17 protein-coding genes are annotated in these 22308 nt (G+C 70.2%); 11 read left to right on the top strand and 6 right to left on the bottom strand.

Features of this window, described 5'->3' with window-relative positions; genetic code table 11:
- Positions 1–170: 170 nt before the first annotated feature.
- The 5 genes from G3M57_RS09995 (at position 171) to G3M57_RS10015 (ending at position 7565) form a co-directional block, all read left to right on the top strand.
- Complete coding sequence (locus G3M57_RS09995; RefSeq protein ID WP_163230270.1) at positions 171–1550, top strand: DUF6880 family protein; 1380 nt, start codon at positions 171–173, stop codon at positions 1548–1550.
- A 121-nt stretch (positions 1551–1671) separates the two neighbouring features.
- Complete coding sequence (locus G3M57_RS10000; RefSeq protein ID WP_163230272.1) at positions 1672–2244, top strand: protein-L-isoaspartate O-methyltransferase family protein; 573 nt, start codon at positions 1672–1674, stop codon at positions 2242–2244.
- Between the two features lie 142 nt (positions 2245–2386).
- Positions 2387–3904, top strand: a complete 1518-nt coding sequence (locus tag G3M57_RS10005; protein WP_056752894.1) for a TolC family outer membrane protein — start codon at positions 2387–2389, stop codon at positions 3902–3904.
- Positions 3905–4022: 118 nt separating this feature from the next.
- Complete coding sequence (gene popZ / locus G3M57_RS10010; RefSeq protein WP_056752843.1) at positions 4023–4553, top strand: pole-organizing protein PopZ; 531 nt, start codon at positions 4023–4025, stop codon at positions 4551–4553.
- A 144-nt stretch (positions 4554–4697) separates the two neighbouring features.
- Positions 4698–7565, top strand: coding sequence for a valine--tRNA ligase (locus tag G3M57_RS10015; RefSeq protein WP_163230274.1), 2868 nt, complete (start codon positions 4698–4700; stop codon positions 7563–7565).
- Positions 7566–7699: 134 nt separating this feature from the next.
- Here G3M57_RS10015 and G3M57_RS10020 read toward each other — a convergent pair whose 3' ends face one another.
- Positions 7700–8107, bottom strand: coding sequence for a hypothetical protein (locus G3M57_RS10020; RefSeq protein ID WP_163230276.1), 408 nt, complete (start codon positions 8105–8107; stop codon positions 7700–7702).
- A 126-nt stretch (positions 8108–8233) separates the two neighbouring features.
- The gene (locus G3M57_RS10025) at positions 8234–9490 is read right to left on the bottom strand and encodes a serine hydrolase domain-containing protein (protein ID WP_082564479.1); all 1257 of its coding nucleotides are present in this window, start codon (positions 9488–9490) and stop codon (positions 8234–8236) included.
- Between the two features lie 978 nt (positions 9491–10468).
- On the opposite strand from G3M57_RS10025, the gene ligA reads away from it, so the two are divergent.
- Together ligA and G3M57_RS10035 are read left to right on the top strand one after the other, a co-directional pair.
- Positions 10469–12817 (top strand): NAD-dependent DNA ligase LigA, encoded by a 2349-nt coding sequence (ligA, locus tag G3M57_RS10030; protein WP_163230278.1) that lies wholly within the window; start codon positions 10469–10471, stop codon positions 12815–12817.
- A gap of 90 nt (positions 12818–12907) precedes the next feature.
- The gene (locus G3M57_RS10035) at positions 12908–13333 is read left to right on the top strand and encodes a DUF2147 domain-containing protein (protein ID WP_163230280.1); all 426 of its coding nucleotides are present in this window, start codon (positions 12908–12910) and stop codon (positions 13331–13333) included.
- Positions 13334–13381: 48 nt separating this feature from the next.
- Here G3M57_RS10035 and G3M57_RS10040 read toward each other — a convergent pair whose 3' ends face one another.
- Genes G3M57_RS10040 through G3M57_RS10050 form a run of 3 tightly spaced genes read right to left on the bottom strand, consistent with a single transcriptional unit; the run spans position 13382 to position 16567 of the window.
- Entirely contained in the window at positions 13382–14185 is an 804-nt protein-coding gene (locus G3M57_RS10040; RefSeq protein ID WP_163230281.1) for a TrmH family RNA methyltransferase, read from the bottom strand.
- Positions 14186–14189: 4 nt separating this feature from the next.
- Complete coding sequence (locus G3M57_RS10045) at positions 14190–15089, bottom strand: class I SAM-dependent methyltransferase (RefSeq protein WP_056759899.1); 900 nt, start codon at positions 15087–15089, stop codon at positions 14190–14192.
- 17 nt (positions 15090–15106) lie between these two features.
- Positions 15107–16567 (bottom strand): glycosyltransferase, encoded by a 1461-nt coding sequence (locus G3M57_RS10050; RefSeq protein ID WP_163230283.1) that lies wholly within the window; start codon positions 16565–16567, stop codon positions 15107–15109.
- A 166-nt stretch (positions 16568–16733) separates the two neighbouring features.
- On the opposite strand from G3M57_RS10050, the gene G3M57_RS10055 reads away from it, so the two are divergent.
- From G3M57_RS10055 to G3M57_RS10070, 4 genes are read left to right on the top strand one after another with little or no spacing between them, the layout of a single operon-like run.
- The gene (locus G3M57_RS10055; protein WP_056759903.1) at positions 16734–17369 is read left to right on the top strand and encodes a TetR/AcrR family transcriptional regulator; all 636 of its coding nucleotides are present in this window, start codon (positions 16734–16736) and stop codon (positions 17367–17369) included.
- A gap of 4 nt (positions 17370–17373) precedes the next feature.
- Positions 17374–18186 (top strand): ABC transporter substrate-binding protein, encoded by an 813-nt coding sequence (locus G3M57_RS10060; protein WP_163230285.1) that lies wholly within the window; start codon positions 17374–17376, stop codon positions 18184–18186.
- Positions 18129–19169, top strand: coding sequence for a FecCD family ABC transporter permease (locus tag G3M57_RS10065; protein ID WP_163230287.1), 1041 nt, complete (start codon positions 18129–18131; stop codon positions 19167–19169). The genes G3M57_RS10060 and G3M57_RS10065 overlap by 58 nt, the downstream gene beginning before the upstream one ends.
- Positions 19166–19936, top strand: coding sequence for an ABC transporter ATP-binding protein (locus G3M57_RS10070; protein ID WP_163230289.1), 771 nt, complete (start codon positions 19166–19168; stop codon positions 19934–19936). Before G3M57_RS10065 ends, G3M57_RS10070 begins: the two co-directional genes overlap by 4 nt.
- Positions 19937–19940: 4 nt before the next feature.
- Here G3M57_RS10070 and G3M57_RS10075 read toward each other — a convergent pair whose 3' ends face one another.
- On the bottom strand, positions 19941–22106 hold the full coding sequence (locus tag G3M57_RS10075; RefSeq protein WP_163230291.1) for a lytic transglycosylase domain-containing protein: 2166 nt from the start codon (positions 22104–22106) through the stop codon (positions 19941–19943).
- Positions 22107–22308: the final 202 nt, after the last annotated feature.

Below are 22308 nucleotides of genomic sequence, written 5' to 3' on the forward strand. Positions count from 1 at the left end.
GTTTGTCATCTGTTGCTCAGGCGCCGCACAGGCCGCGCTCTCGGACGAAAGGCGGCGGTTCGGTCGCCGTCGGGCGGTCGTGCTAAAGCAGGGGCGACGGACGCGGCGACTCGGCCGCGCCGGGCGGAAGCGCCCGGGTTGGAAGCGACGGGAGAACTCCGCTGGCGACAGTGAAGCGTACAGGCTCGAAGAAGACCCTGACCACGGCCAACCTGGCCGCTCTGGGCGCCGAGCGGCTGGCCGACCTGCTGATCGACGTCGCCGAGGGCCATGCCCAGATCAAGCGGCGCCTGCGCCTGGAACTGGCCGGCGAGATCGGCCCGGAGGATCTGGCCGCCGAGCTGGCCAAGCGCCTGGACGCCGTCGCCGACAGCCGGGCTCGCATCCACTGGCGCAAGCACAAGGAGTTCGTCCGCGAACTCGACATGCAGCGCGCCCTGATCGCCGGACGGCTGGCTGAGCTGGACCCGACCCTGGCCTTGCCGATGATGCTGCGGTTCCTGGGCCTGGCCGAGGGGGTGTCGCACCGCACCGCCGACGCCAAGGGCGAGATCGAGGCGGTGTTCGACCTGGCGGTCGACGACGTGGCGGCGATCGCGCCCCTGGCCTTGCCCGATCCGCGCGCCTTGGGCGACCAGCTTCTGGACCTGCTGCTGCACGGCCGGGCGGGTTTGGGGCCGCGAGCCTTGAAGAACGCCCTGCCGGCCCTGGGCGCCGAGGGCGTGGCGGCCTTGCGGGCCCGGGTCGAGACGACCATGGCTTCGCAGAAGCGGGTCAGCGGCGCTCTAAAGGCCGCCGTCCAGGTGCTGGCCGACGCCCAGGGCGACGTCGACGGCTATATCGCCCAGTTCACCGACTCCCAGGCCGTGCTGCCCCCGATCGGGGCGCAGATCGCCCGGCGGCTGGCGGCGGCGGGCCGGCTGGACGAGGCGGTGGCGGCGCTGGACCGCTCGACGCCCGGCTCGTTCACCCAGCTGGTCGGGACGGTGCTTGGTCGGCCGACCCTGCCCGGCCCCGGCGCCCTGGACTGGGAGGACGCCTATATCGAGGTGCTGGAGGCGCGCGGGCAAGGCGCCCTGGCCCAGGAGATGCGCTGGACAAGCTTCGAGCGCGGCCTGTCGATCGAACGCCTGCGCGACCATCTCAAGCGCCTGCCCGACTTCGACGACGTCGAGGCCGAGGAGAGGGCCCTGACCCATGCCGAGGATTTCCACGACGTCCACGCGGCGCTGGATTTCCTGATCCGCTGGCCGGCCTGGGACCGCGCGGCGCGGCTGGTGTTGCGCCGGTCCGCCGACCTGGACGGCGACCGGCCGGAGCTGCTGGAGCCGGCCGCCCGCGCCATCGAGGGCCGCCACCCGCTGGCCGCCACCCTGCTGCTGCGGGCGATGATCCTGGACACCGCCCGCTACGCCCGCACCGCCCGCTACAAGGACGCCCAGCGCCAGCTGCTGGAAGCCGCCTCCCTGGCCCCGGCCATCGCCGACTGGGACGGCCACGAAGACGCCGACGCCTTCGCCGCGCGGGCGGCGGGTTTTCGGCGCTGGTAGCCGCTGATGGGCGTTGGGGCGCCGCGCATGCTACGGCCAGGTTACTGCAAACCCTCGATTGCCTAGAGCCGAGCGCCGGACCTATAAGCGGGCTGAAAATTCCAGCCCTTCGAGGGATTCCATGAGCTCCGATTTCGCCGCCGCGCGCCTGAACATGGTCGAAAGCCAGATCCGCACGGCCGACGTCACCGACCTGCCCCTGCAGGACGCCCTGCGGGTCGTGCCGCGCGAGGCCCTCGTGCCGGCCGGCAAGGGCTATCTGGCCTATGCCGACGCCGACGTCGAATACGCCCCCGGCCGCTGGCTGCTGCGCCCGCGCGACGTGGGTAAGCTGCTGCAGCACCTGCGTCCGCGCGAAGGCGACAAGGCCCTGGCCATCGCCGCGCCTTACGCCGCCGCCGTGCTCGAGCAGATGGGTCTCGCCGTCACCCGGCTGGACGGCGACGACCTGACCGCCGTGTCGGGCTCGGGCTATGACGTGATCATCTGCGAGGGCGCCGTGCCGCGGGCTCCGGCCAGTTGGACCAAGTCCCTGGCCCAGGGCGGGCGGCTGGCGGTGATCGAACGCGAGGGGCCGGTCGGTCGCGCCGTGATCTATGTCCGGGCCGAGGACGGCCTGGGCCGTCGCGCGGTCTTCGACGCCACCCCGCCGATGCTGGCCGGCTTCGCGGTCGAACAAGGCTTTGCGTTCTGACGACTTGGGTCCAGAAAGCCGGAGCGCAACGTTTGCGTGAAAAAAGCTTAACTAGCCGCCTCTGGTCTCGCGCCCTACAGCCAATCATAGTGGGTGCGGGCGTCGCGCCAGTCTGGCGAAGGTTTCGAGGGGAATGAAGTGGATGTCGAATAGCCGTCGGGCCGCTTTATTGGCCGCCGCTTGCAGCGTGGGCCTGATGGCGGGCCTTGCTTCCGTCGCGCACGCCGAAACCCTCGCCGACGCCCTGGCCCTGGCCTATCAGACCAACCCCACCCTGCAAGGCCAGCGCGCCAACCAGCGGTTCACCGACGAGGGCGTGGTCCAGGCCAAGACGGCGTTCCGGCCCAGCGTGACCGGTTCGGCCAGCATCAGCGGCACCCACACTGAACTGGCCAATCCCGGCACCAGCGCCGCGGTGGTCGGCGGCCAGATCGTCCAGGTACCCAATCGCGACCACGCCGACTCCGCCGGCAGCGGCGCCTCGCTCAGCCTGGGCCAGGCGCTCTATACGGGCGGCCGGGCCAGCGCCAACCTGTCGGCCGCCGAGGCCGACGTACTGGCCGGCCGCGAGGACCTGCGCAGCGTCGAGCAGTCGGTGCTGGGCAGCGTCATCCAGAGCTATGTCGACGTCCGGCGCGACCAGGAACGCCTGCGCATCGCCCAGGAGAACGTCACCGTCCTGACCCGCCAGCTGGAGGAATCCAAGGCGCGCTTCGAGGTCGGCGAGATCACCCGCACCGACGTGGCCCAGTCCGAGGCCCGCCTGGCCGCGGCCCAGGCCAGCCTGTCCTCGGCGCAGGCCATCCTGGCCGCCAGCCGGGCGGCCTACGCCGCCGTGGTCGGCCAGAACCCGACCGACCTGGCCCCCGAGCCGTCCCTGGCCGCCCTGCTGCCCGCCAGCGTCGAGCAGGCCTTCGACCTGGTCGACAAGAACAATCCGTCGATCCAGGCCGCCCGCTACGCCGAGCAGGCCGCCGCCGCCCGCGTCGCCGCCGCCAAGGCCGTCTATCGTCCCACGGTCTCGGCCCGGGCGGGCCTGGGCTGGGACGCCAGCGAGATCAACAGCGCCGGCCGCCAGTACGGCGACTACGATCGCGCGGTCAGCGGCTCGATCACCGCGTCGGTGCCGCTGTTCACCGGCGGCCTGAACGCCTCGCAGGTCCGCGCGGCCAAGGAGCGCGAGAACGCGGCCCGCATCGCGGTCGAGGGCGCCCAGCGCCAGGCGCTGCAGCAGATCTCGACCGCATGGAACAACCTGCTGGCCTCGCGCGCCAACCTCGTCTCGAACGAGGAGCAGGTCCGGGCCACCAAGATCGCCTTCGAGGGCGTGCGCCAGGAGCAGCAGGTCGGCCTGCGCACCACCCTGGACGTGCTGAACGCCCAGCTGGAACTGGCCAACGCCGAGGTCGCCCTGGTGGTGGCCCGCCGCGACGAATACGTGGCCAGCGCCAGCGTGCTGCAGGCCATGGGGGTGCTGAACGTCGCCAACCTGGCCCCCGAGCTCGAGCGCTACGATCCGGTCAAGTCGTACAACAAGGTCAACCACGCCTTTGGCTGGGTGCCCTGGGAGCCCGTGGTGCGGGCGGTCGACAAGGTCGGCGGGCCGTCGACGGCGGTCAAGGCCGCGCCCCGCGCCTCGACGACGGCGCCCGGCAAGTAGGGCGAATTGAAGCGTCGGCGATGCTTGAGCTTGCTTAACCGGCGCAAGTCTGCACCATCCTGGTAGGCGCCTGTCAGGGCGCTCCAGGATTCGTACCCTCTTCGAGACGGCCCCACACATGTCCGACCAGAGCCCGCAAGAACCGACGATGGAGGAGATCCTCGCCTCCATCCGACGCATCATCTCGGAAGATGACGCGCCGGCGGAGGCCGCCGCGGCGCCCGAACCGGAGCCCGCGCCCATCGAGGAGGCCCCGGCCGAGGACGACGTACTGGAGCTGACCGATCCGATCGAGCCTCCCGCGCCGGTCGAGAGCCTGGGCGATATCGACGTCTATTCGCCTGAGCCCGAGCCGGAGCCCGCCCCGGCGCCGGCTCCGCCGCCCGAACCGGCCCCCGCGCCGGCGTTCTCGCGCGACGAGGTGGCCGACAACCTGGTGGGCGACCACGCCGCCGGCCTGGCCGCCAGCGCCTTCGGCAGCCTCAGCTCGGCCCTGCTGATGCCCAAGGACGGCCGCACCCTGGAGGATGTCGTGCGCGAACTGCTGCGCCCGCTGCTCAAGGAGTGGCTGGACCAGAACCTGCCGCGCATCGTCGAGACCAAGGTCGAGGAAGAAGTCCACCGCATCGCCCGCGGTCGCAGCGTATAACGGCGCGTCCCCGCCTCCCGGGCGGCGACGCACGAAAATTCAAAGGCGGTCGCTGCGGCGGCCGCCTTTTTCCGTCCTGAAATCCCCATTGAACCAAGGCCCAAGGTTTCGCCCGGCGGCCGCAGATGGCATACCCACCGCGCCATGCTTGAAAAGACCTTCGATCCCAAATCCGTCGAACCCCGCCTGTACGCCGCCTGGGAGGCCTCCGGGGCCTTCAAGCCCAGCGAGGCGCCGGGCGCCGAGGCGTTCACGATCGTCATCCCGCCGCCCAACGTCACCGGCTCGCTGCACATCGGCCACGCGCTGAACAACACGCTGCAGGACGTGCTGACCCGCTTCCACCGCATGCGCGGCAAGTCGGCCCTATGGCTGCCGGGCACCGACCACGCCGGCATCGCCACCCAGATGGTCGTCGAGCGCCAGCTGGCCGCCGCCGGCAATATCGGCCGTCGCGAGATGGGCCGCGAGGCCTTCGTCGACAAGGTCTGGGAATGGAAGGCCGAAAGCGGCGGGGCGATCACCAACCAGCTGCGCCGCCTGGGCGCCAGCTGCGACTGGTCGCGCGAACGCTTCACCCTGGACGAGGGCCTCTCGGCCGCCGTCCGCAAGGTGTTCGTCCAGCTCTACAAGCAGAACCTGCTGTATCGTGACAAAAGATTGGTCAACTGGGACCCGCAGTTCCAGACCGCCATCTCCGACCTCGAGGTCGAGCAGAAGGAGGTCGACGGCCACTACTGGCACTTCGCCTATCCGCTGGCTGACGGCGTGACCTTCCAATACCCGGTCGCCTTCGACGACGAGGGCAAGGCGACGGAATTCGAGACCCGCGACTTCATCGTCGTGGCCACCACGCGTCCGGAGACGATGCTGGGCGACACCGCCGTGGCCGTCCATCCGTCGGACGAACGCTACAAGGACCTGGTCGGCAAGGACGTGGTCCTGCCGATCGTCGGCCGCCGCATCCCGATCGTCGCCGACGACTACGCCGACCCGACCAAGGGCTCGGGCGCGGTCAAGATCACCCCGGCCCACGACTTCAACGACTTCGGCGTCGGCAAGCGCCACGGCCTGCCGGCGATCAACATCCTGACGCCGGACGCCCGGCTGAACGACGAGGTCCCCGAGGCCTATCGCGGCCTGGACCGTTTCGCCGCCCGCAAGGCGATCGTCGCCAAGGCCGAGGAAGACGGCTGGCTGCGCGAGATCGAGAAGACCCGCCACATGGTCCCGCACGGCGACCGCTCGGGCGTGGTCATCGAGCCCTATCTGACCGACCAGTGGTACGTCGACGCCAAGACCCTGGCCCAGCCCGCCCTGAAGGCGGTGGAGGAGGGGGCGACGGTCTTCGAACCGAAGCACTGGGAAAAGACCTATTTCGAGTGGCTGCGCAACATCGAGCCCTGGTGCGTCTCGCGCCAGCTGTGGTGGGGGCATCGCATCCCGGCGTGGTTCGGGCCGAAGCTTGAGGCCGGTCGGATAGTTTTGGAGAATGCTGAAGTTTCGCCGACCCTCAGCGCCTCAAGCTCACTGACGGACCGCGATATTTTTGTTGCTGAAGATGAAGCTGAGGCGCTGCAAGAAGCGCGCAACCACTATGGCTGCGAAGTTCAGGTTGCTGAGAACTTCGACGCTTGGCTTAAGATGTTCCCCACTTCGAGCGCGAATGGCGAGCGTGTCGTCTACATCTACCGCGACGAGGACGTGCTCGACACCTGGTTCAGCTCGGCCCTGTGGCCGTTCTCGACCCTGGGCTGGCCGGAGAAGACGCAGGACCTGGCCAAGTTCTACCCCACCAGCACCCTGGTCACCGGCTTCGACATCATCTTCTTCTGGGTGGCCCGGATGATGATGATGGGCATCCACTTCATGGGCGAAGTCCCGTTCAAGCAGGTGTTCATCAACGCCCTCGTCCGCGACGAGAAGGGCGCCAAGATGAGCAAGTCCAAGGGCAACGTGATGGACCCGCTGGTCCTGATCGACGAGCTGGGCTGCGACGCGGTGCGCTTCACCATGACGGCGATGTCGGGCCAGGCCCGCGACATCAAGCTCAGCAAGCAGCGCATCGAGGGCTACCGCAACTTCGGCACCAAGCTGTGGAACGCCTCGCGCTTCGCCCAGATGAACGAGTGCGTCCGCGTCGAGGGCTTCGACCCGTCCACGGTCCGGCAGCCGATCAACAAGTGGATCCGCGGCGAGACGGTCAAGACCGCCGCCGAGGTGACGCGCGCGCTTGAGGCTCCGGCCTTCAGCGACGCCGCCGACGCGCTCTACAAGTTCATCTGGAACGTGTTCTGCGACTGGTACGTCGAGTTGGCCAAGCCGATCCTCAACGGCGACGACTCCGAGGCCAAGGCCGAGACCCGCGCCACGGCCGCCTGGGCGCTGGACGTGATCCTCAAGCTGCTGCACCCGGTCATGCCGTTCATCACCGAGGAGCTGTGGGACAAGACCGCCGAGTTCGGCGCGCCCCGCCAGGGCATGCTGATCGTCGAGAAGTGGCCCGAGCTTCCGGATGCCTGGATCGACGCCGACGCGGAGGCCGAGATCGGCTGGCTGGTCGAGACGGTCGGCGAGATCCGCTCGATCCGCGCCGAGATGAACGTGCCGCCCGGCGCCAAGCCGCCGCTGTCGGTGATCGGGGCCGGTCCCGAGACCAAGGCGCGCTTGGCCCGGCACCGCGACCTGCTGCTGAGCCTGGCCCGCCTGGACAGCGCCCGCGAGGCCGAGACGGCCCCGGCGGGTTCGGTCCCGATCGTGCTGGGCGAGGCGACCGGCGCCCTGGCTATCGCCGAGTTCATTGACCTGACGGCCGAGAAGGCTCGCCTGGCCAAGGAGATCGCCGGCCATGTCGGCGAGATCGAGAAGACCGGCAAGAAGCTGAGCAACCCCGACTTCCTGGCCCGCGCCAAGGAAGAGGTCGTCGAGGAGAACCGCGAGCGCCTGGCCGAGGCGGAGGCCGCCAAGGCCAAGCTGGAAGCGGCGTTGGCGCGGCTGGAGGCGGTAGGCTGATCTAGAAGATTTCCCTCCCCTTTATGGGGAGGGGGACCAGCGAAGCTGGTGGGTGGGGCCTGCCGAGTCAGAAAACCCCACCCGACCCTGGCTCCGCCAGGGCCACCCTCCCCATGAAGGGGAGGGAAGACCAGCTATTGGGTCTTCTTCGCGCCGCCCAGCATGCCTTCGATCTCGGCCTTGCTGGCGTTGATCAGGGTGGCGCCGTCGCGGACGGCCAGGTTGGCGACGTCGACGGCGAAGGTCTTGTCGTCCATCTTGATGGTGGCCATCGCCTTGCCGGTGGCGTCCGGCTTGACCTCGGCGACCGAGCCGATGACCGCGCCGGAATTGTCCTTCACCGGTTGGCCAGCCGTCACCGGAGCAGTGGCGGTCGCGGAGGTGGGGGCCGAGGTTCCGGTCGCGGCCGTGGTGGAATCCTGGGCGGGGGCAGCCGCGGCCGGGTCCTGAGCCGGGGCGGTCGGAGTCGTGGTCTGGGCCAGGGCCGGGGCGGCGATGGCGAGGGCTACGGCGGCGGCGCCGAGGGTCAGAAATGAACGCATGCGGTTTCCCATCTGTCGAAACGTCCCCCGACGTTCTGTTACGCTGACGCGACAATGGGGCGTCGGCTGGACGCTGATGCGGTCAAAATGGGTCCATGTGCGAACGCGGTTCGCTCAAGGGCCCGATCAGCGGCCGTAGACGGCGTCGCGGACCTGGGTGGTGAAGGGGCCGTTCATCCCCTCGAACGCGGTGTTGGTCATGATCACCACGGTCAGGCCGGCCTTGGCGTCGACGAACCAGTTGTGGCCGTAGACCCCGCCCCAGGCGATCGTGCCGGCCGCCTGCGGGGTCTTGGCGACGGCGGGGTCGTCCAGCACCGCCCAGCCATAGCCGAAGCCCCAGCCGGGACCTTGGGTCGCCGCCTGCGGTCCGACCTGGTCCTTCATCATCTGCGCGACCGTCGAGGCCTTCAGGATCGGGGCGCCGCCCTTGCGGACGGTCTCCAGCAGGGCCAACACGTCGCCGGCCGTGCCGACCATGCCCGCGCCGCCGGACGGGAAGGCGGTCTTGTCCGTGGCCCGGCTCGGCGCGAAGCGCACCGCCGTGGGCCCCAGCGGCACGTCCTGGTTGTCGGTCATCCGGGTCGGCTCGGGCTGGGCGTTGACATAGGGCGTCGCCAGCCGGGCCGGGTCGCGGGCGACGAAGCCGGCGTCGGCCAGGCCCAGCGGCGTCGTGACGGTCTCGGCCACGACCTGGGGCAGGGGCTTGCCCGTCGCCTTCTCGACCACCGCGCCCAGCACGTCGATGGCCAGCGAATAGCGCCACCGCGAGCCGGGCGGGAAGGCCAGGGGCGCCTGGCCCAGGCGGCGGATGTTCTCGTCCAGGCTGATCCCCGACAGGTCGATGCCGTCAGACACGCCCAGCCGGTGGTAGGGGTGCGACGGCGCCTCGGCCAGGCCGTAGGTCAGGCCGCTGGTGTGGTTCAGCAGCTGGCGCAGGGTGATGACCGGCGCGGTTCCGTCGGCCAGCTTCGGCTTGAAGTCCGGCAGCCACCGGGTCACGGGATCGTCGAGCCGCAGCTTGCCGTCCTCGACCAGCTTCATCACCGCCACGCTGACGAACGGCTTGGTCACCGAGGAGAAGCGGAAGACGGCGTCCTCGCGCATTCGACGGCCGGACTCGCGGTCGGCCAGGCCGGCGGCGCGGTGGTAGACCAGCTTGCCGTCGCGGGCGACCAGCACCACGGTCCCGACCAGCCGGTGCTCGGCCAGGGCGGTGTCGACCACCTTGTCCAGCCGGGCGGCCATGGGCGCGTCGAGGGCCGCGTCGGGCGCGGCGGCGATGGCTGCGGGCGCTGGGCTTGCTGGGGGCGGCGCGGCGAGGCCGGGCGAGGCCAGGACCAGGCTGGCGGCGACGGCGAGGCTGGAGATCCACGGACGCATGCGACGACTCCCTTTGCTGAACCTGAGGTAGGGCGATCCTTTGGAGGCGACAAGCCGTATGGACTCACTGCCGGGGACGCGCTCTCACGGCAAGACGCCGGCCGGTTTGCAGGGCGCCGGTTGTGAGTGCGTGTCCCCTACGGATCCGCTGAGTCCGGCGCTGAGGTCTCACGACGCCGTGGATGGCGTTGGGGGACATGCGCTCACCCCGAAGGTCGCGGATCGATCCGCGACGCTTCGCCGTGAGTGCACGTCCCCGGCGGCTTATGCTCGGTGGATAGCGGACAGAGTCTCAGGATTTCAACGCCTTGAACTTTCTCGACCTGATTTGATCCTCACCCCTTCAAACCACCCGTATCCTGATCTCACCTAGAAGCACGGGGAGGGCGCACGTACGGCGACCGATGCGGCTTTCGGGGGTGGACGAGCGGGAAGGCCCTGTCCGCCGTGCTTCTTCGGAAGCGTCCAGGTCGGTTCGGAGCAGGTTCGCCTCAGTCGCGACGAAGCTTCGGCGCCCGGATAGGCGGATAAGGACAGCAGGCCCGGGCTGAAATCGCCCGGGCGGTCCAGGACGCGCCAACGTCCTGCCCGTCGGGGGCCTCCATCGGAGCGGGTTAAAAATCCGCGACCCGAAGGCTTCCGGATAACGGCTCCACGCGAAGCGCTCGAACTTCGTCGAAACGGTACAAACATCAAAGCTACTCCGGGCGAGGCCCGGGCGCTTCGCACCCTTCCCATCCGATCGCAGCTTCGGCGCGTGAGTGCGAAGCTGTGTCCGCCGAAGACCCCTTCAGTCGCTACGCGACAGCTCCCCCAGAGGGGGAGCATCTAGCGCGATTAGATCCTCCCCCTCTGGGGGAGGTGGCCCGGAGGGCCGGAGGGGGCAAGTGGCCGGCGCCGGACCGGCACAAAACGCCTCCCCGGACCGGCCGGCCCCCGCTAATCTCCCGGCCGTCCTCCAGCCTCCGGATTCGCCCCGTGTCCCAGATCGCCGTCGCCGACCTCACCAAGGACCAAGCCGATGCCGAGCTGGCGTGGCTGGCCGATGAGCTGGCGGCGCACGACCTGCGCTATCACCAGCAGGACGCCCCGACGATCAGCGACGCCGAGTACGACGCCCTCAAGCGCCGCAACCTCGACATCGAGGCCCGGTTTCCCGAGCTGATCCGCGAGAACTCGCCGTCGATGCGGGTGGGGGCGGCGCGGGCCGAACAGTTCTCGGCCGTTGAGCACGGCGTGCCGATGCTGAGCCTGGACAACGCCTTTTCCAACGACGAGGCGACCGAGTTCGACGCCCGCATCCGCCGGTTCCTGCGGCTGACGACCGAGCCGGTGTTCTACACCGCCGAGCCGAAGATCGACGGCCTGTCGGCCTCGCTGCGCTACGAGAAGGGCGTTCTGGTCCAGGGTGCGACCCGGGGCGACGGCAAGGTCGGCGAGGACGTCACCGCCAACCTGCGCACCATCGCCGACATCCCCCACAGGCTGAAAGGAACCGGCTGGCCGGACGTGATCGAGATCCGCGGCGAGGTCTATGTCGAGCTGGAGGCCTTCGCGGCCTTCAACGCCGCCGCGCTGGAAGCCGGCCAGCGCACCTACGCCAATCCGCGCAACTTCGCCGCCGGCTCGCTGCGCCAGATCGACCCGAAGATCAGCGCCCAGCGGCCGCTGCGGTTCTTCGCCTATGCCTGGGGCCTGGCCAGCGGCCCGTTCGCGGCCGGACAGTGGGAGGCGCTGGAAAAGCTGCACGCGTGGGGCTTCGTCACCACCGCCCCGCCGGCCCGGCGGGTGCAGGACGCCCAGGGCCTGCTCGAGGCCTATGCCGAGTTCGAGGTGCTGCGGCCCAAGCTGCCGTTCGACATCGACGGGGTGGTCTACAAGGTCGACGACCTGGAGCAGCAGCGCCGCCTGGGTTTCGTGTCGCGCTCGCCGCGCTGGGCCATCGCCCGCAAGTTCCCGGCCCAGCAGGCCCGCACGATCCTGGAGGCCATCGACCTGCAGGTGGGCCGCACCGGCGCGATCACCCCGGTGGCGCGGCTCAAGCCCGTGACCGTCGGCGGGGTCTCGGTGACCAACGCCACCCTGCACAACGCCGACGAGATCGAGCGCCTGGACGTCCGTGTGGGCGACACCGTGGTGATCCAGCGCGCCGGCGACGTCATCCCGCAGATCGTCCAGGTGGCCCTGGAAGAGCGGCCCAGCCCGCCGCCGGAACCCTATCAGTTTCCGCATGAATGCCCGTGCCCGCTGAAGACGCCGCTGGCCCGCGAGGTCAATGCGTCCGGGACGGAGTCGGTGGTGCGCCGCTGCACGGGCGAGTTCGCCTGTCCGTTCCAGCGCATCGAGCACCTGCGCCACTTCGTCTCCCGTCGCGCCTTCGACATCGAGGGCCTGGGCGAAAAGCAGCTGGCGGCCTTCTTCGAGGCCGGCTGGATCAAGGAACCGGCCGACATCTTCAAGCTGGCCCGCGACGAAGAGAAGCTGGCCGAGCTTCGGGCGTGGGACGGCTACGGCGAGACCTCGGTCGCCAACCTGGTCAAGGGCATCGAAGCGCGGCGCACCATCGGCCTGGACCGGGTGATCTACGGCCTGGGCATGCGCGACATCGGCGAGACGACCTCGACGGTGCTGGCCCGCAACTTCGATCGCTTCGAGGACCTGCAGGCCGCGGCCGAGCGGGCGGCGGCGCAGCTGCCGGGAGCGGTCTATCTGGAGCTGGCCGGCGCGGCCGGGGTTGGTCCCAAGGCCCGCGACGAACTGGTCGAGGCCGGCAAGGGCGGTCTGAAGGCCGATCCGTGGCCGGAGGCCGACAGCCTTGAGGTCAAGATCGGCCACGCCGTGCCCAGGCTGAACAAGCCGGCCCGGGCGGCCCTGGCGCAGCGCTACGGCGACTGGGACGCCTTCGCCCAGGCCCTGGCCCAGGCGGGGCAGGGCGCGCCGGGCGAGGACTATCTGCAGATGGCGGCCATCGACGGGATCGGCCCGGTGGCCGCCCAGTCGATCGCCCGGTTCTTCGCCGAGGAACACAACCGGGAAAAGGTTCGAAACCTGGTCGCCGAGCTGGACATCCAGCCGGTCGCCAAACCCAAGACCGACACCGCCGTGGCGGGCAAGACCATCGTCTTCACCGGTTCGCTGGAGAAGATGACCCGCGACGAGGCCAAGGCCCAGGCCGAGGCCCTGGGCGCCAAGGTCGCCTCGTCGGTGTCCAGGAAGACCGACCTGGTGGTGGCGGGCCCGGGCGCCGGCTCGAAGCTGAAGACCGCCACCGAGCTGGGCGTCGAGGTGATGACCGAGGATGAATGGCTGGAGATGGTGGGGGGATAGGGCGAGCCTTGTTCGAACTTGGCCATCAATTCATGGCCGGTTCAGACGAACGCGCGTTAGAAAGGGGACAACAAACCGGGAGAAGACCCCATGAAACTGCCTATCCTCGCCGCCGCTTTCGCCCTTTCCTCGGCGGGTCTCGCCGCCCCCGCCTTCGCCCAGGACGTCACGGGCCTGTGGCAGACCCAGACCAACGGCGGCCAGGTCGAAATCAGCCATTGCGGCAACAGCCTGTGCGGCAAGCTGGTCAGCTCGAACCACATCAAGAGCGACCCGTCGGTCAAGGACGAGAAGAACAAGGACGCGTCCCTGCGCAACCGGCCGCTGAAGAACATGCAGATGCTGTACGACTTCACCGGCGGCCCGACCAAGTGGACTGGCGGCAAGGTCTACAACGCCGCCGACGGCGGCACCTATTCGGGGACGATCACCCTGCTCTCGGCCAACGAGTTGAAGCTGAAGGGCTGCATCGTGGCCCCGCTGTGCAAGACCGAGAAGTGGACGCGGATCAAGTAGCCGTCCGGACGAGGGACAGGCCAAAGGCGCCTGTCCCAGCCGGCGGTCTCAACCGGTCACCGTATAGATCATGATCCCGGTGGCCACCGACAGGTTCAGGCTGTCGGCCCGGCCGCGCATCGGGATCTTGACGTTGACGTCGCAAGCCGCGGCCAGTTCGGGCGGCAGGCCCTGCTGCTCGTTGCCCATCAGGATCAGCGACGGCTTCACATAGTCGGCGCTCCGGTGGTCGACCGTGGCGGTCAGCAGGGTGCCGACCACCGAGCCCGGCCAGGACTCGCGCCAGGCCAGGAACTCGGCCACCGAGGCCTTGGCGATCTTGACCGCGAAGATCGAGCCCATGGTGGCCCGCACGCCCTCGACCGAATAGGGGTCCACGCAGTCGCCGACCAGGATCACCCCGCCGCAGCCGGCCGCGTCGGCGGTGCGGATCACTGTGCCCAGGTTGCCCGGGTCGCGCACGGCCTGCATGGCCACCCAGCACGGGGCGCTCTCGGGCACGATGGCGCTGAGCGACGCATAAACCTGCTTGAAGACCCCGACCACGGCCTGGGGATTGTCGCGCCGCGAGACCTTTTCGAGGATCTCGCGATTGACCTCGATGACCTCGCCGCCGGCCTTCAGGCAGGCCTGGCTGGCCTTCTGCAGCATCGGATGGTCGGCGGCGTCGCGGCCGTACATCAGGATCCTGGGGGCGTGGCCGCAGTCGATCGCCTCGATGACGATCTTCAGGCCCTCGGCCAGGAACAGGCCGCTCTCCTCGCGCTCTTTGCGCATATGCAGGGCGCGGACGGCCTTGACGGTGGCGTTCGACAGCGAGGTGACGGTCTTGGGCGCATGGGGGGCGTTCATCGCGTCACTCCGAGGCCCAGCGGGCGAAGAACGACAGGCCGATCTGGCGGTCGCCCTTCTCCTCGACCAGCGACAGCTCGCCCCAGTCGATCACCCCGCTGCGCCCCTTCAGCTCCTGGGCCAGCAGGCCCGACATCGCCGCGCCCGAGACCCGGGCAGCGTAGGCGTTCATCAGCAGGAACGAGGCGTCGGGCGCTAGGATTTGAGCGCAGTTATGGGTCAGCTCGGCCAGGTCCTCGAACAGGCGCCAGACCTCGCCGTCGGCGCCGCGGCCGAACTTCGGCGGGTCCAGGATGATCCCGTCGTACTGGGAGCCGCGGCGCACCTCGCGGGCCACGAAGCGGCGGGCGTCCTCGACGATCCAGCGGATCGGCCTGTCGGCCAGGCCGGCGAAGGCGGCGTTCTCGCGGGCGAAGCCGACCGACTTCTTGCTGGCGTCCACATGGGTGACGGCCGCGCCGGCGGCGGCGCAGACCAGGCTGGCGACGCCAGTATAGCCGAACAGGTTCAGCACCTTGGGCTGGCGGCCCTTGACGGCGCGGACCCGGGCGTCCTGCCAGGCCCAGTTGGCGGCCTGTTCGGGGAAGAAAGCCAGGTGGCGGAACGGAGTGAACTGGCCGTGGAACCTGGTCTCGCCCCAGGCCAGGTCGAACTTCTCGAGCGGCTTGCCCTTGAAGCGCCAGCGGCCGGCCTCGTCTTCGTCTGACGGATCGAAGACGGCGTCGGCGCTGTCCCAGACCTTTTGGTCCAGGCGCGGGGCCCAGAAGCACTGCGGCTCGGGGCGCACCACGGTGTAGCGGCCGTAACGTTCCAGCTTCCGGCCATGGCCGCTGTCCAGCAGGGCGTAGTCGGCCCAGCCGGTGGTGCGCATGACGAGCGGGGCGGCGGCGATGGTCGGATCCATGACCCGCCAATACGCGCTCAGGGCAAGGCCCGTCCAGTCCGCGCCAGCAGGCGGGGCAGCAAAGGATTGGCGGCGCGGGGCGTGTGCGGGGTCTTGTCCCAATGGAACGGCGCGACGATGAACTGGCCAAGCGCCTTGGCCGCGGCCAGGCTCTGCAGCGGCCAGTAGAAGATTGCGCCCAGCAGCGGCAGGGGCCTTTGCCGATGCCCCGCCCGCCGCTGGGCCTCGGCTCCGGCGATCGCGATACAGGTCCAGCCGAAGAACACCAGCATCCAGTCCATGGCCGGCACGGCCGCCCAAAGATCCAGCCGCGATCCAGCCGACTGCAACAGGAGCCAGATGAACAGCGGACCGTGCAGGTGGGACGAGGCGAGCGGCAGGGCGAGGGTCAGGACCAGGGCGACGGCCCCCCGCGGGGTGCGTACCGCCGGCCCGCGGGCATGGACGGCCAAGGTCTGGAGGTGGCCCTTGATCCAGCGCGCCCGTTGCGGCGTCCAGATCCTCAGCGTGGCTGGGGAAGTCTCGAAAGTGGGGCGGGTGATGACGTCCAGCCGGTAGCCTCGGGCAGCCAGGCGAAAGCCGATGTCGGCGTCCTCGGTGACATTGTAGGGATCCCATCCCTCGACGGCGCGCAAGGCGTCGGCTCGGAAATGATTGCTGGTGCCGCCCAGCGGGAAGGCCAGGCCCCAGCGGGCCAGGGCCGGCAGGAACACCTCGAACAGCACGGCGTATTCGAGAGCGAACTGGTCGGGCAGGAACCGCGGGTCCGGCTCGATCCGCAACGGCGCCTGTAGGCAGGCCAGGCTCGCGTCGTCCTGGGCGAACCGCGCGGCGGCTTCGCGCAACTGGCCGGGATGGGGCGCGTCCTCGGCGTCGTAGATCACCACTAGGTCGCCCCGCGCCCGCTCCAGGGCGACGTTGCAGGCTCGGGGCTTTGTCTGCGGCGAGCCGGGCGGCGCGATCAGCACCTGGAAGCCGGCCGGAAGGTCCAGGGCCGCGAAGGCGGCCTGAGTCTCGTGATCGTTGGCTTCCAAGGCGATCAGCACCTGCAGGCGGTCGCGTGGATAGTCCAGCCGGGTGAGATTGGCGACCAGCTCCGCCGCCACCGCGGCCTCGCGATAGAGGGGAACGATGATGGTGTAGGCGGGCAGGGCCTCTTCCGGCAGCCACGCCTCGGCCCTCGGCGCTCGCGGTGTGAAGGCGGCGACCAGCTTGACCCCCGAATGGCCCATGAAACCGACGAAGAACAGCAGGTGGAGGGCTTCCCACGTGGCGTGGGTTCGCAACGTCGCCAGGAGCAGCAGCAGCACCGACAGGACGATCAGCCCCGCCACCTGGCCCCGCGAAAGGCGCCGATGGGCGCCGTCGGGCAACGGCGCGGCGGCCTGGACGAGGCCGCCCTCCCCGCCGTCGATCCGATGCTTGACGCCCGGCTTCGTGCCGGACGCGCGCCGCTGGTCTCTTTCTTCTCGCGCCATCGCCCCCTGCCGCGCACAATCGGATCCAGCGAGCAGATAGCGAATCTTCAACCTGAAAGTGTCAAACGGAAAAACACGCGTTTCGAGGAAATCCTCGGGAGTTGCGACGTTTGGGTGATTCCCGTTTAGTGTCGGATCCGGGGACGAGGTAGGGGAACGCCATATCGTGACGCTCGCGTTGAAGAAGCCGCACAAGTCGGCCCGCAAGCCGAAAGGCGACGGTCACCTGCGTCGCGGAGAGATCCTGGCCGCGGCCGAACGGATCTTCATCGCCGAAGGCTACGCCGGGGCGACCATCCGCAAGATCGCCGACGCCGTGGGGGTCTCTTCGACCGCCCTCTACATGCACTTCCGCGACAAGGACCAGATCCTGCTGGAGATCGGCGACGACGCGATCGGCCAGCTCCTGGCCGTGAACGTCGACATCGCCCATCGGCCGATCGACGCCGTGGCGCGGGTGCGATTGATGCTCGAGGCCTACATGAAGTTCGCGCTCGACAATCCCAATACCTACCAACTGGTGTTCTGCGGATCGCGCGACGTGATCTCCAAGGAAAAACAGGCCGCCACCGCCGAACTGGGCGACCGCTGCTTCGCCGAGTTCAGCGGCCCCATCCACGAGATCGCCGCCGCCGGGCGACTGCGCACTGGGTCGGGCGAGAGCGCGGCCCAGGTGCTGTGGGCGGCCTGTCACGGGCTGGTGGCCCTGCTGATCACCATGCCCGACCGCAATTGGGCGCCGCGCGAAGAACTGATGAAGGTCACGCTGGACGGGCTGCTGCACGGCCTGGTCACGGACTGACCCCATGCGCGCCGCCTTGCTCGCCGGCCTCGTCGCCGGCCTGGCGGCGGTCGCGGAGCCCGCCGCCGCCCGGATGGCCGCCGAGCGGGTGATGTCGCTGGACTCCTGCGCCGACCAATATGTCCTGGCCCTCGCGGCGCGCGAGACCATCGTCGGCGTGTCACCGCGGGCCAACGCGCCGGACTCCTTCCTTCGCGCCAGGGCCGCGGGCCTGCCGAAACGACGAACAACGCTGGAGGCGGTGCTGGGCGCTCGTCCCGACCTCGTGGTGCGTCAATGGGGCGGCGACGCCCGGCTGACGGCGGCTCTCGCCCGACGCGGCGTACGCACGATCAGCCTGGGCGACGCCACCAACTTCGAAGGCGTGCGGACCAATGTCCGCCGGGTGGCCCGGGCGTTGAACCGTGGGCCGGAGGGCGAGGCCTTGCTCGCGCGGATGGACGCTGACCTGGCGAAGGCGGCTGGCGCCGGCCGGGGACAGGCCGCCTTCTACCTGACGCCGGGCGGCTACACGGCCGGTCCCGACACTATGATCGACGCCATGCTGCGAGCGGCGGGCTTCACCAACGCCGCGACCCAGCCCTATTTCTCCCCCGCGCCCCTGGAGAGCCTGGTGCTGAAGCCGCCGAAGGCGGTGGTGTTGGGCTTCTTCGACCTGACCCGGGCCGGAGCCGACCGTTGGGGGCCGGGGCGTCACGCGGCGCTGCGCAAGGCGACGCGAGGTCGGGTGGTGGCCTCCCTGCCCGGGGCCATGCTGGGGTGCTCGGCCTGGTTCGCCGCCGACGGGGCGCGGGCGCTGGCGGAGGCGGCGCGATGAGGTCGCGTCGCCTGGAGCTTTGCCTGCTGCTGGCGCTGATCGCCACGGCCGCCGTCGCAGTCAGCCTGGGCGAAAGCGCGCTGAGCGCCGTGCAATACCGCCAGGCGCTGACCGATCTGGCCTCGCCGCCCGCCGAGGTGCTGTGGACCATCCGCCTGCCGCGAGTGCTGATGGCCGCCCTGGTCGGGGCGGGCCTGGGCCTGGCGGGGGCGACGATGCAGGGGCTGCTGCGTAATCCCCTGGCCGAGCCTGGGGTGCTGGGCGTCTCGGCCACGGCGGGCCTGGGCGCCGCCCTGGCCATCGCCGGCGGTTTGGCGGCGTTTCCCGGCGCGATCGAGTTGGCCGCCCTGGCCGGGGCTTTGGCGGCGGGCGCGGTGGTGGTCGGCCTGGCGGCGCGGTTCCGCGAGCCCGAGGTGCTGATCCTGTTCGGCGTGGCCCTGTCGGCCTTCGCCGGCGCCCTGACGGCGCTGGTCTTCAATCTCTCCCCGTCACCGGTGGCCATCGCCGAGGTGCTGGCCTGGTTGATGGGTTCGGTCGAGAACCGCGACTTCACCGACATCCTGCGGGCGGCGGGGCCGATGGCGGTCGGGGCGGGGCTCTGCCTCTACGCCGCCCAGGGCCTGCGGATGCTGACCCTGGGCGAGGAGGCGGCCCAGATGTCCGGCCTGCCGATGGCGCGGCTGCGGGTGGCGGCCGTGGCGGGTTCGGCCTTGCTCGCGGGGGCCTCGGTCGCGGCGGCCGGGGTGATCGGCTTCGTCGGCCTGGCCGCGCCGCATCTGGTGCGGGCCGCCGTGCGCGACGATCCAGGCCGGCTGCTGCGGCCCTCGGCCCTGGCGGGCGCGGTGCTGCTGGTCGCCGCCGACCTGGCCGCCCGGCTGATCCCGAGCGAGCAGGAGCTGAAGCTGGGCGTCGTGACAGCCCTGTTCGGCGCGCCGGTGTTCGCCTTGCTGGCCTGGCGCGCGGCGCGGAGCTGGCGGTCATGACGGCGGGCTGGACTATCGCGGACGCCAGGGCCCGGCGCGGCAGGGCGCTGGTGCTGGACGGCGCGGCCCTGAGCGTCGCGCCGGGCGAGGTGCTGGGCGTGGTTGGTCCCAATGGTGCGGGCAAGACCAGCCTGCTGCGGGCCGGGCTGGGGCTGATGCCATTGGAAACGGGGCAGGCGCGACTGGCCGGACGTCCAGTCGGCGGCCTGAACCCCGTCGAACGCGCCCGCCTGGTCGGCTATCTGCCGCAGGAACGTCGCCTGGCCTGGAACCTGCCGGCCCTGGAGGTCGCAGCCCTCGGCGCGCCGGACCTGCCCTCGAGCAAAGCCCTGGCCGTCGCCCGTGAGCGCCTGGAGCGGGTGGGCGTCGCCGATCTGGCCCAGCGCGGCGTGCTCGACATGTCGGGCGGCGAGCGCGCTCGTGTGCTGCTGGCCAGATTGCTAGCCACGCGCGCTCCGCTGCTGGTCGCCGACGAGCCGGTGGCGGGACTGGATCCCGACGCCCAGCTTCTGACGCTGGACCTGCTGCGCGCCGAGGCGGCGGCCGGCGCGGCGGTGGTCGTGACGCTGCACGACCTGGGCCTGGCGGCGCGGTCCTGCGACCGGATCCTTGTGCTGGACCACGGCCGGGTGGCGGCCGACGAGGCGCCACGCCAGGCCTTGTCGTCCGAAGTGCTGGCCAAGGTGTTCCGGCTTGACGGGGCGCTGGTCGAGACGCCGGCCGGTCTCATCGTGGCGGCGCGACGTTCAGGGACGCCGCCGCCCTAAACGGCTATCGCGTCCCCGGCACGTAGCCGCCCTGCGGGATCGCCGTGGACGATCCGCCGATCGGCGGCAGACCGCTTGGCGTCGTCCCTGTCGGTCCCGCATAGTTGTAGCCGCCACGCTTCAGGTCGCTCGACAGGGTCAGCGGGGCCACGCCGCCGTTCAGGCGGGCGCGATACACCATGGTCGTCTCGATGGTCCGCATAACGTAATTGCGGGTCTCCGAGAACGGGATGCACTCGATGAAGTCCAGCGGATCGGTGGTGGCGCCGCGCGGATCGCCGCACAGGGTGACCCACTGGGTCGGACGGCCGGGCCCGGCGTTGTAGGCGGCGGCGGCCATGATGTACGAGCCGCTGAAATTGCTGACCATGCTGCCTAGATAGGTCGAGCCCAGGCGCATGTTGTAGAACGGGTCGGACAGGCGATCGACGCTGTGGCTCTCACCCAGCTGTCGCGCGACGATGGCGGCGGTGGCCGGCATCAGTTGCATCATGCCGCGCGCCCCGGGGGCGGAACGGGCGTTGGGGTCGAAATTGCTTTCCTGGCGCGAGATTGAATAGACGAAGGCCGTCTCGGCCGCGCCCGGTCCGGGGGTGAACAGGTGGTCGAGCAGCGGATAGCCGCGCTCGGGCAGGGTGAAGCCGCGCTGAGCGGCGGTGCGGACCGCGCGCATGGCCAGGTCCGGATCGCCGTAGCTGCGGGCTAGATCCACCAGCAGGGCCTCTTCCTCGGCGGAGGGAAGTTGGTCGTCGATGAACAGCACGAAGACCCGCACCTGGTCGCGGGCCCCGGCCGCCATCAAGGTGCGCACCGCCCGCACCAGTTCGCGGCCCTCGAAACGAGCGCGGTCGGCCTGGGTGATCGTCGGGTCCTTGTCGAGGCGGATCTCCTTGATCCCCGCCTTTTCGGCGGCCAACTGACCGTAGAACGTGGTGATGTAGCGCGCGCCCTCGGCATAGAAGGCCTGGGCGGCGATGCGGTCGCCCTGGGCCTCGGCGGCGCGGCCCTGCCAATAGAGGGCGCGGCCGCGGGTGATCGGCGAGGCGCCGATCTCGGCGATGCGGGCGAAGTGGGCGGCGGCGCGGTCGGCGTCCTTAAGGCGGGCCAGGGCGATCCAGCCGGCGTAGAACTCGCTTTCGGCCGCGTCGGCGCCTTCCTTGAGGCGGGCGTTGGCGGCGGCGTAGGCGCTGGCGCTGTCGCCGTTCTTCAGGGCGGACACCACCAACTGCTTGCGCTCGCGCCAGATGGCGGACGCCGCGTCGTTGCTGGGCGGAGGGGCGGGGAACTGGCTGGCCAGCGGCAGGGCCAGGGTGTCCAGGCCCTTGCGGCGCAGATAGGCGGCGCGTTCGAAGACCACGCCGGGCAGGGCCTGCTGGGCAGGCGAAAGCGCCGCGTAGAGGTCGTTGGCGTTGCTGGCGTTCGAGCGGAAGGCGATGCGCGCCTGGGCGGCCGCCTGCTGGTCGTAGGGCAGCAGGGCGACCATGTCGCGGGCCGCGGGACCTTGCGCGCCGTACAGCAGGATGTCGGCGCGGCGGACGTGGTCGTCGCTCGTCAGCAGCGTGCCGAAGCGGGCCAGCATCGCGCGCTGAGCGTCGAGTTCGAACACTTGGTCGCGCCACCAGCGGCGAATCAGGTTGGTCGCGTCGCCGGTGCGGCCGGCGGCCTGGTAGGCGGCGGCGAGCGACATGGCGCCTTCCGCCGTCTGCGGGTCGCGGCCGCCGAACCAGGCGATCATCCGCTGGGCGTCCAGCCCAGAAAGAGCCAGGGCCTTTTCGGCGGCGTTCTCGCGACGCTGGGCGCGGGGCCAGCCCGAGAGGTCGCGGCGCGCCTGGTCAAGCTCGAAGAAGCTCATGCTCTCGGCTCCGGCGTCGACCAGCGCCCAGAGCGCGATCTTGCGCGACAGCGGATCCTGGATGCTCGACATGGCCATGCGGATCGTAGCGGGATCGCGACTGGCGACCGCCGTACGAAGGTTGGCCGCGTCGGCCTCGGCGGGCGTGGCGTAGGTCGCGGTGGGCGGCGTGGTGATCAGGCCCGGGGGCGTGGCGCTTCCCGTATAGGGCTGGGGCGCACGGGGCAGGTCGACGTCATCTTGGGCAAGCGCCACACCGAAGAGCGCCACCACCGCGGATCCGCCCAGCAACACCTTACCCAACAACCCTGACGCCAAAACGTCGTCTCCCTTCGATTCTCTGGCCCTGATGGGCTGCATTCTCGCCGTTTTCCGATAGCGGAGGGGCCGATTTGCGGCGCTTGCGACCCTGATTGGCGCTTATAGACCGCTTCGCGGCGGATTGACCCTTGCAGAAACGTCCCCAAATCGGTGCAGAGCGTCACGGACCGGTTGCGGGACATGGGGGGCGGGACATATT

The organism is Caulobacter rhizosphaerae, assembly GCF_010977555.1.
Taxonomy (GTDB): Bacteria; Pseudomonadota; Alphaproteobacteria; order Caulobacterales; family Caulobacteraceae; genus Caulobacter; species Caulobacter rhizosphaerae.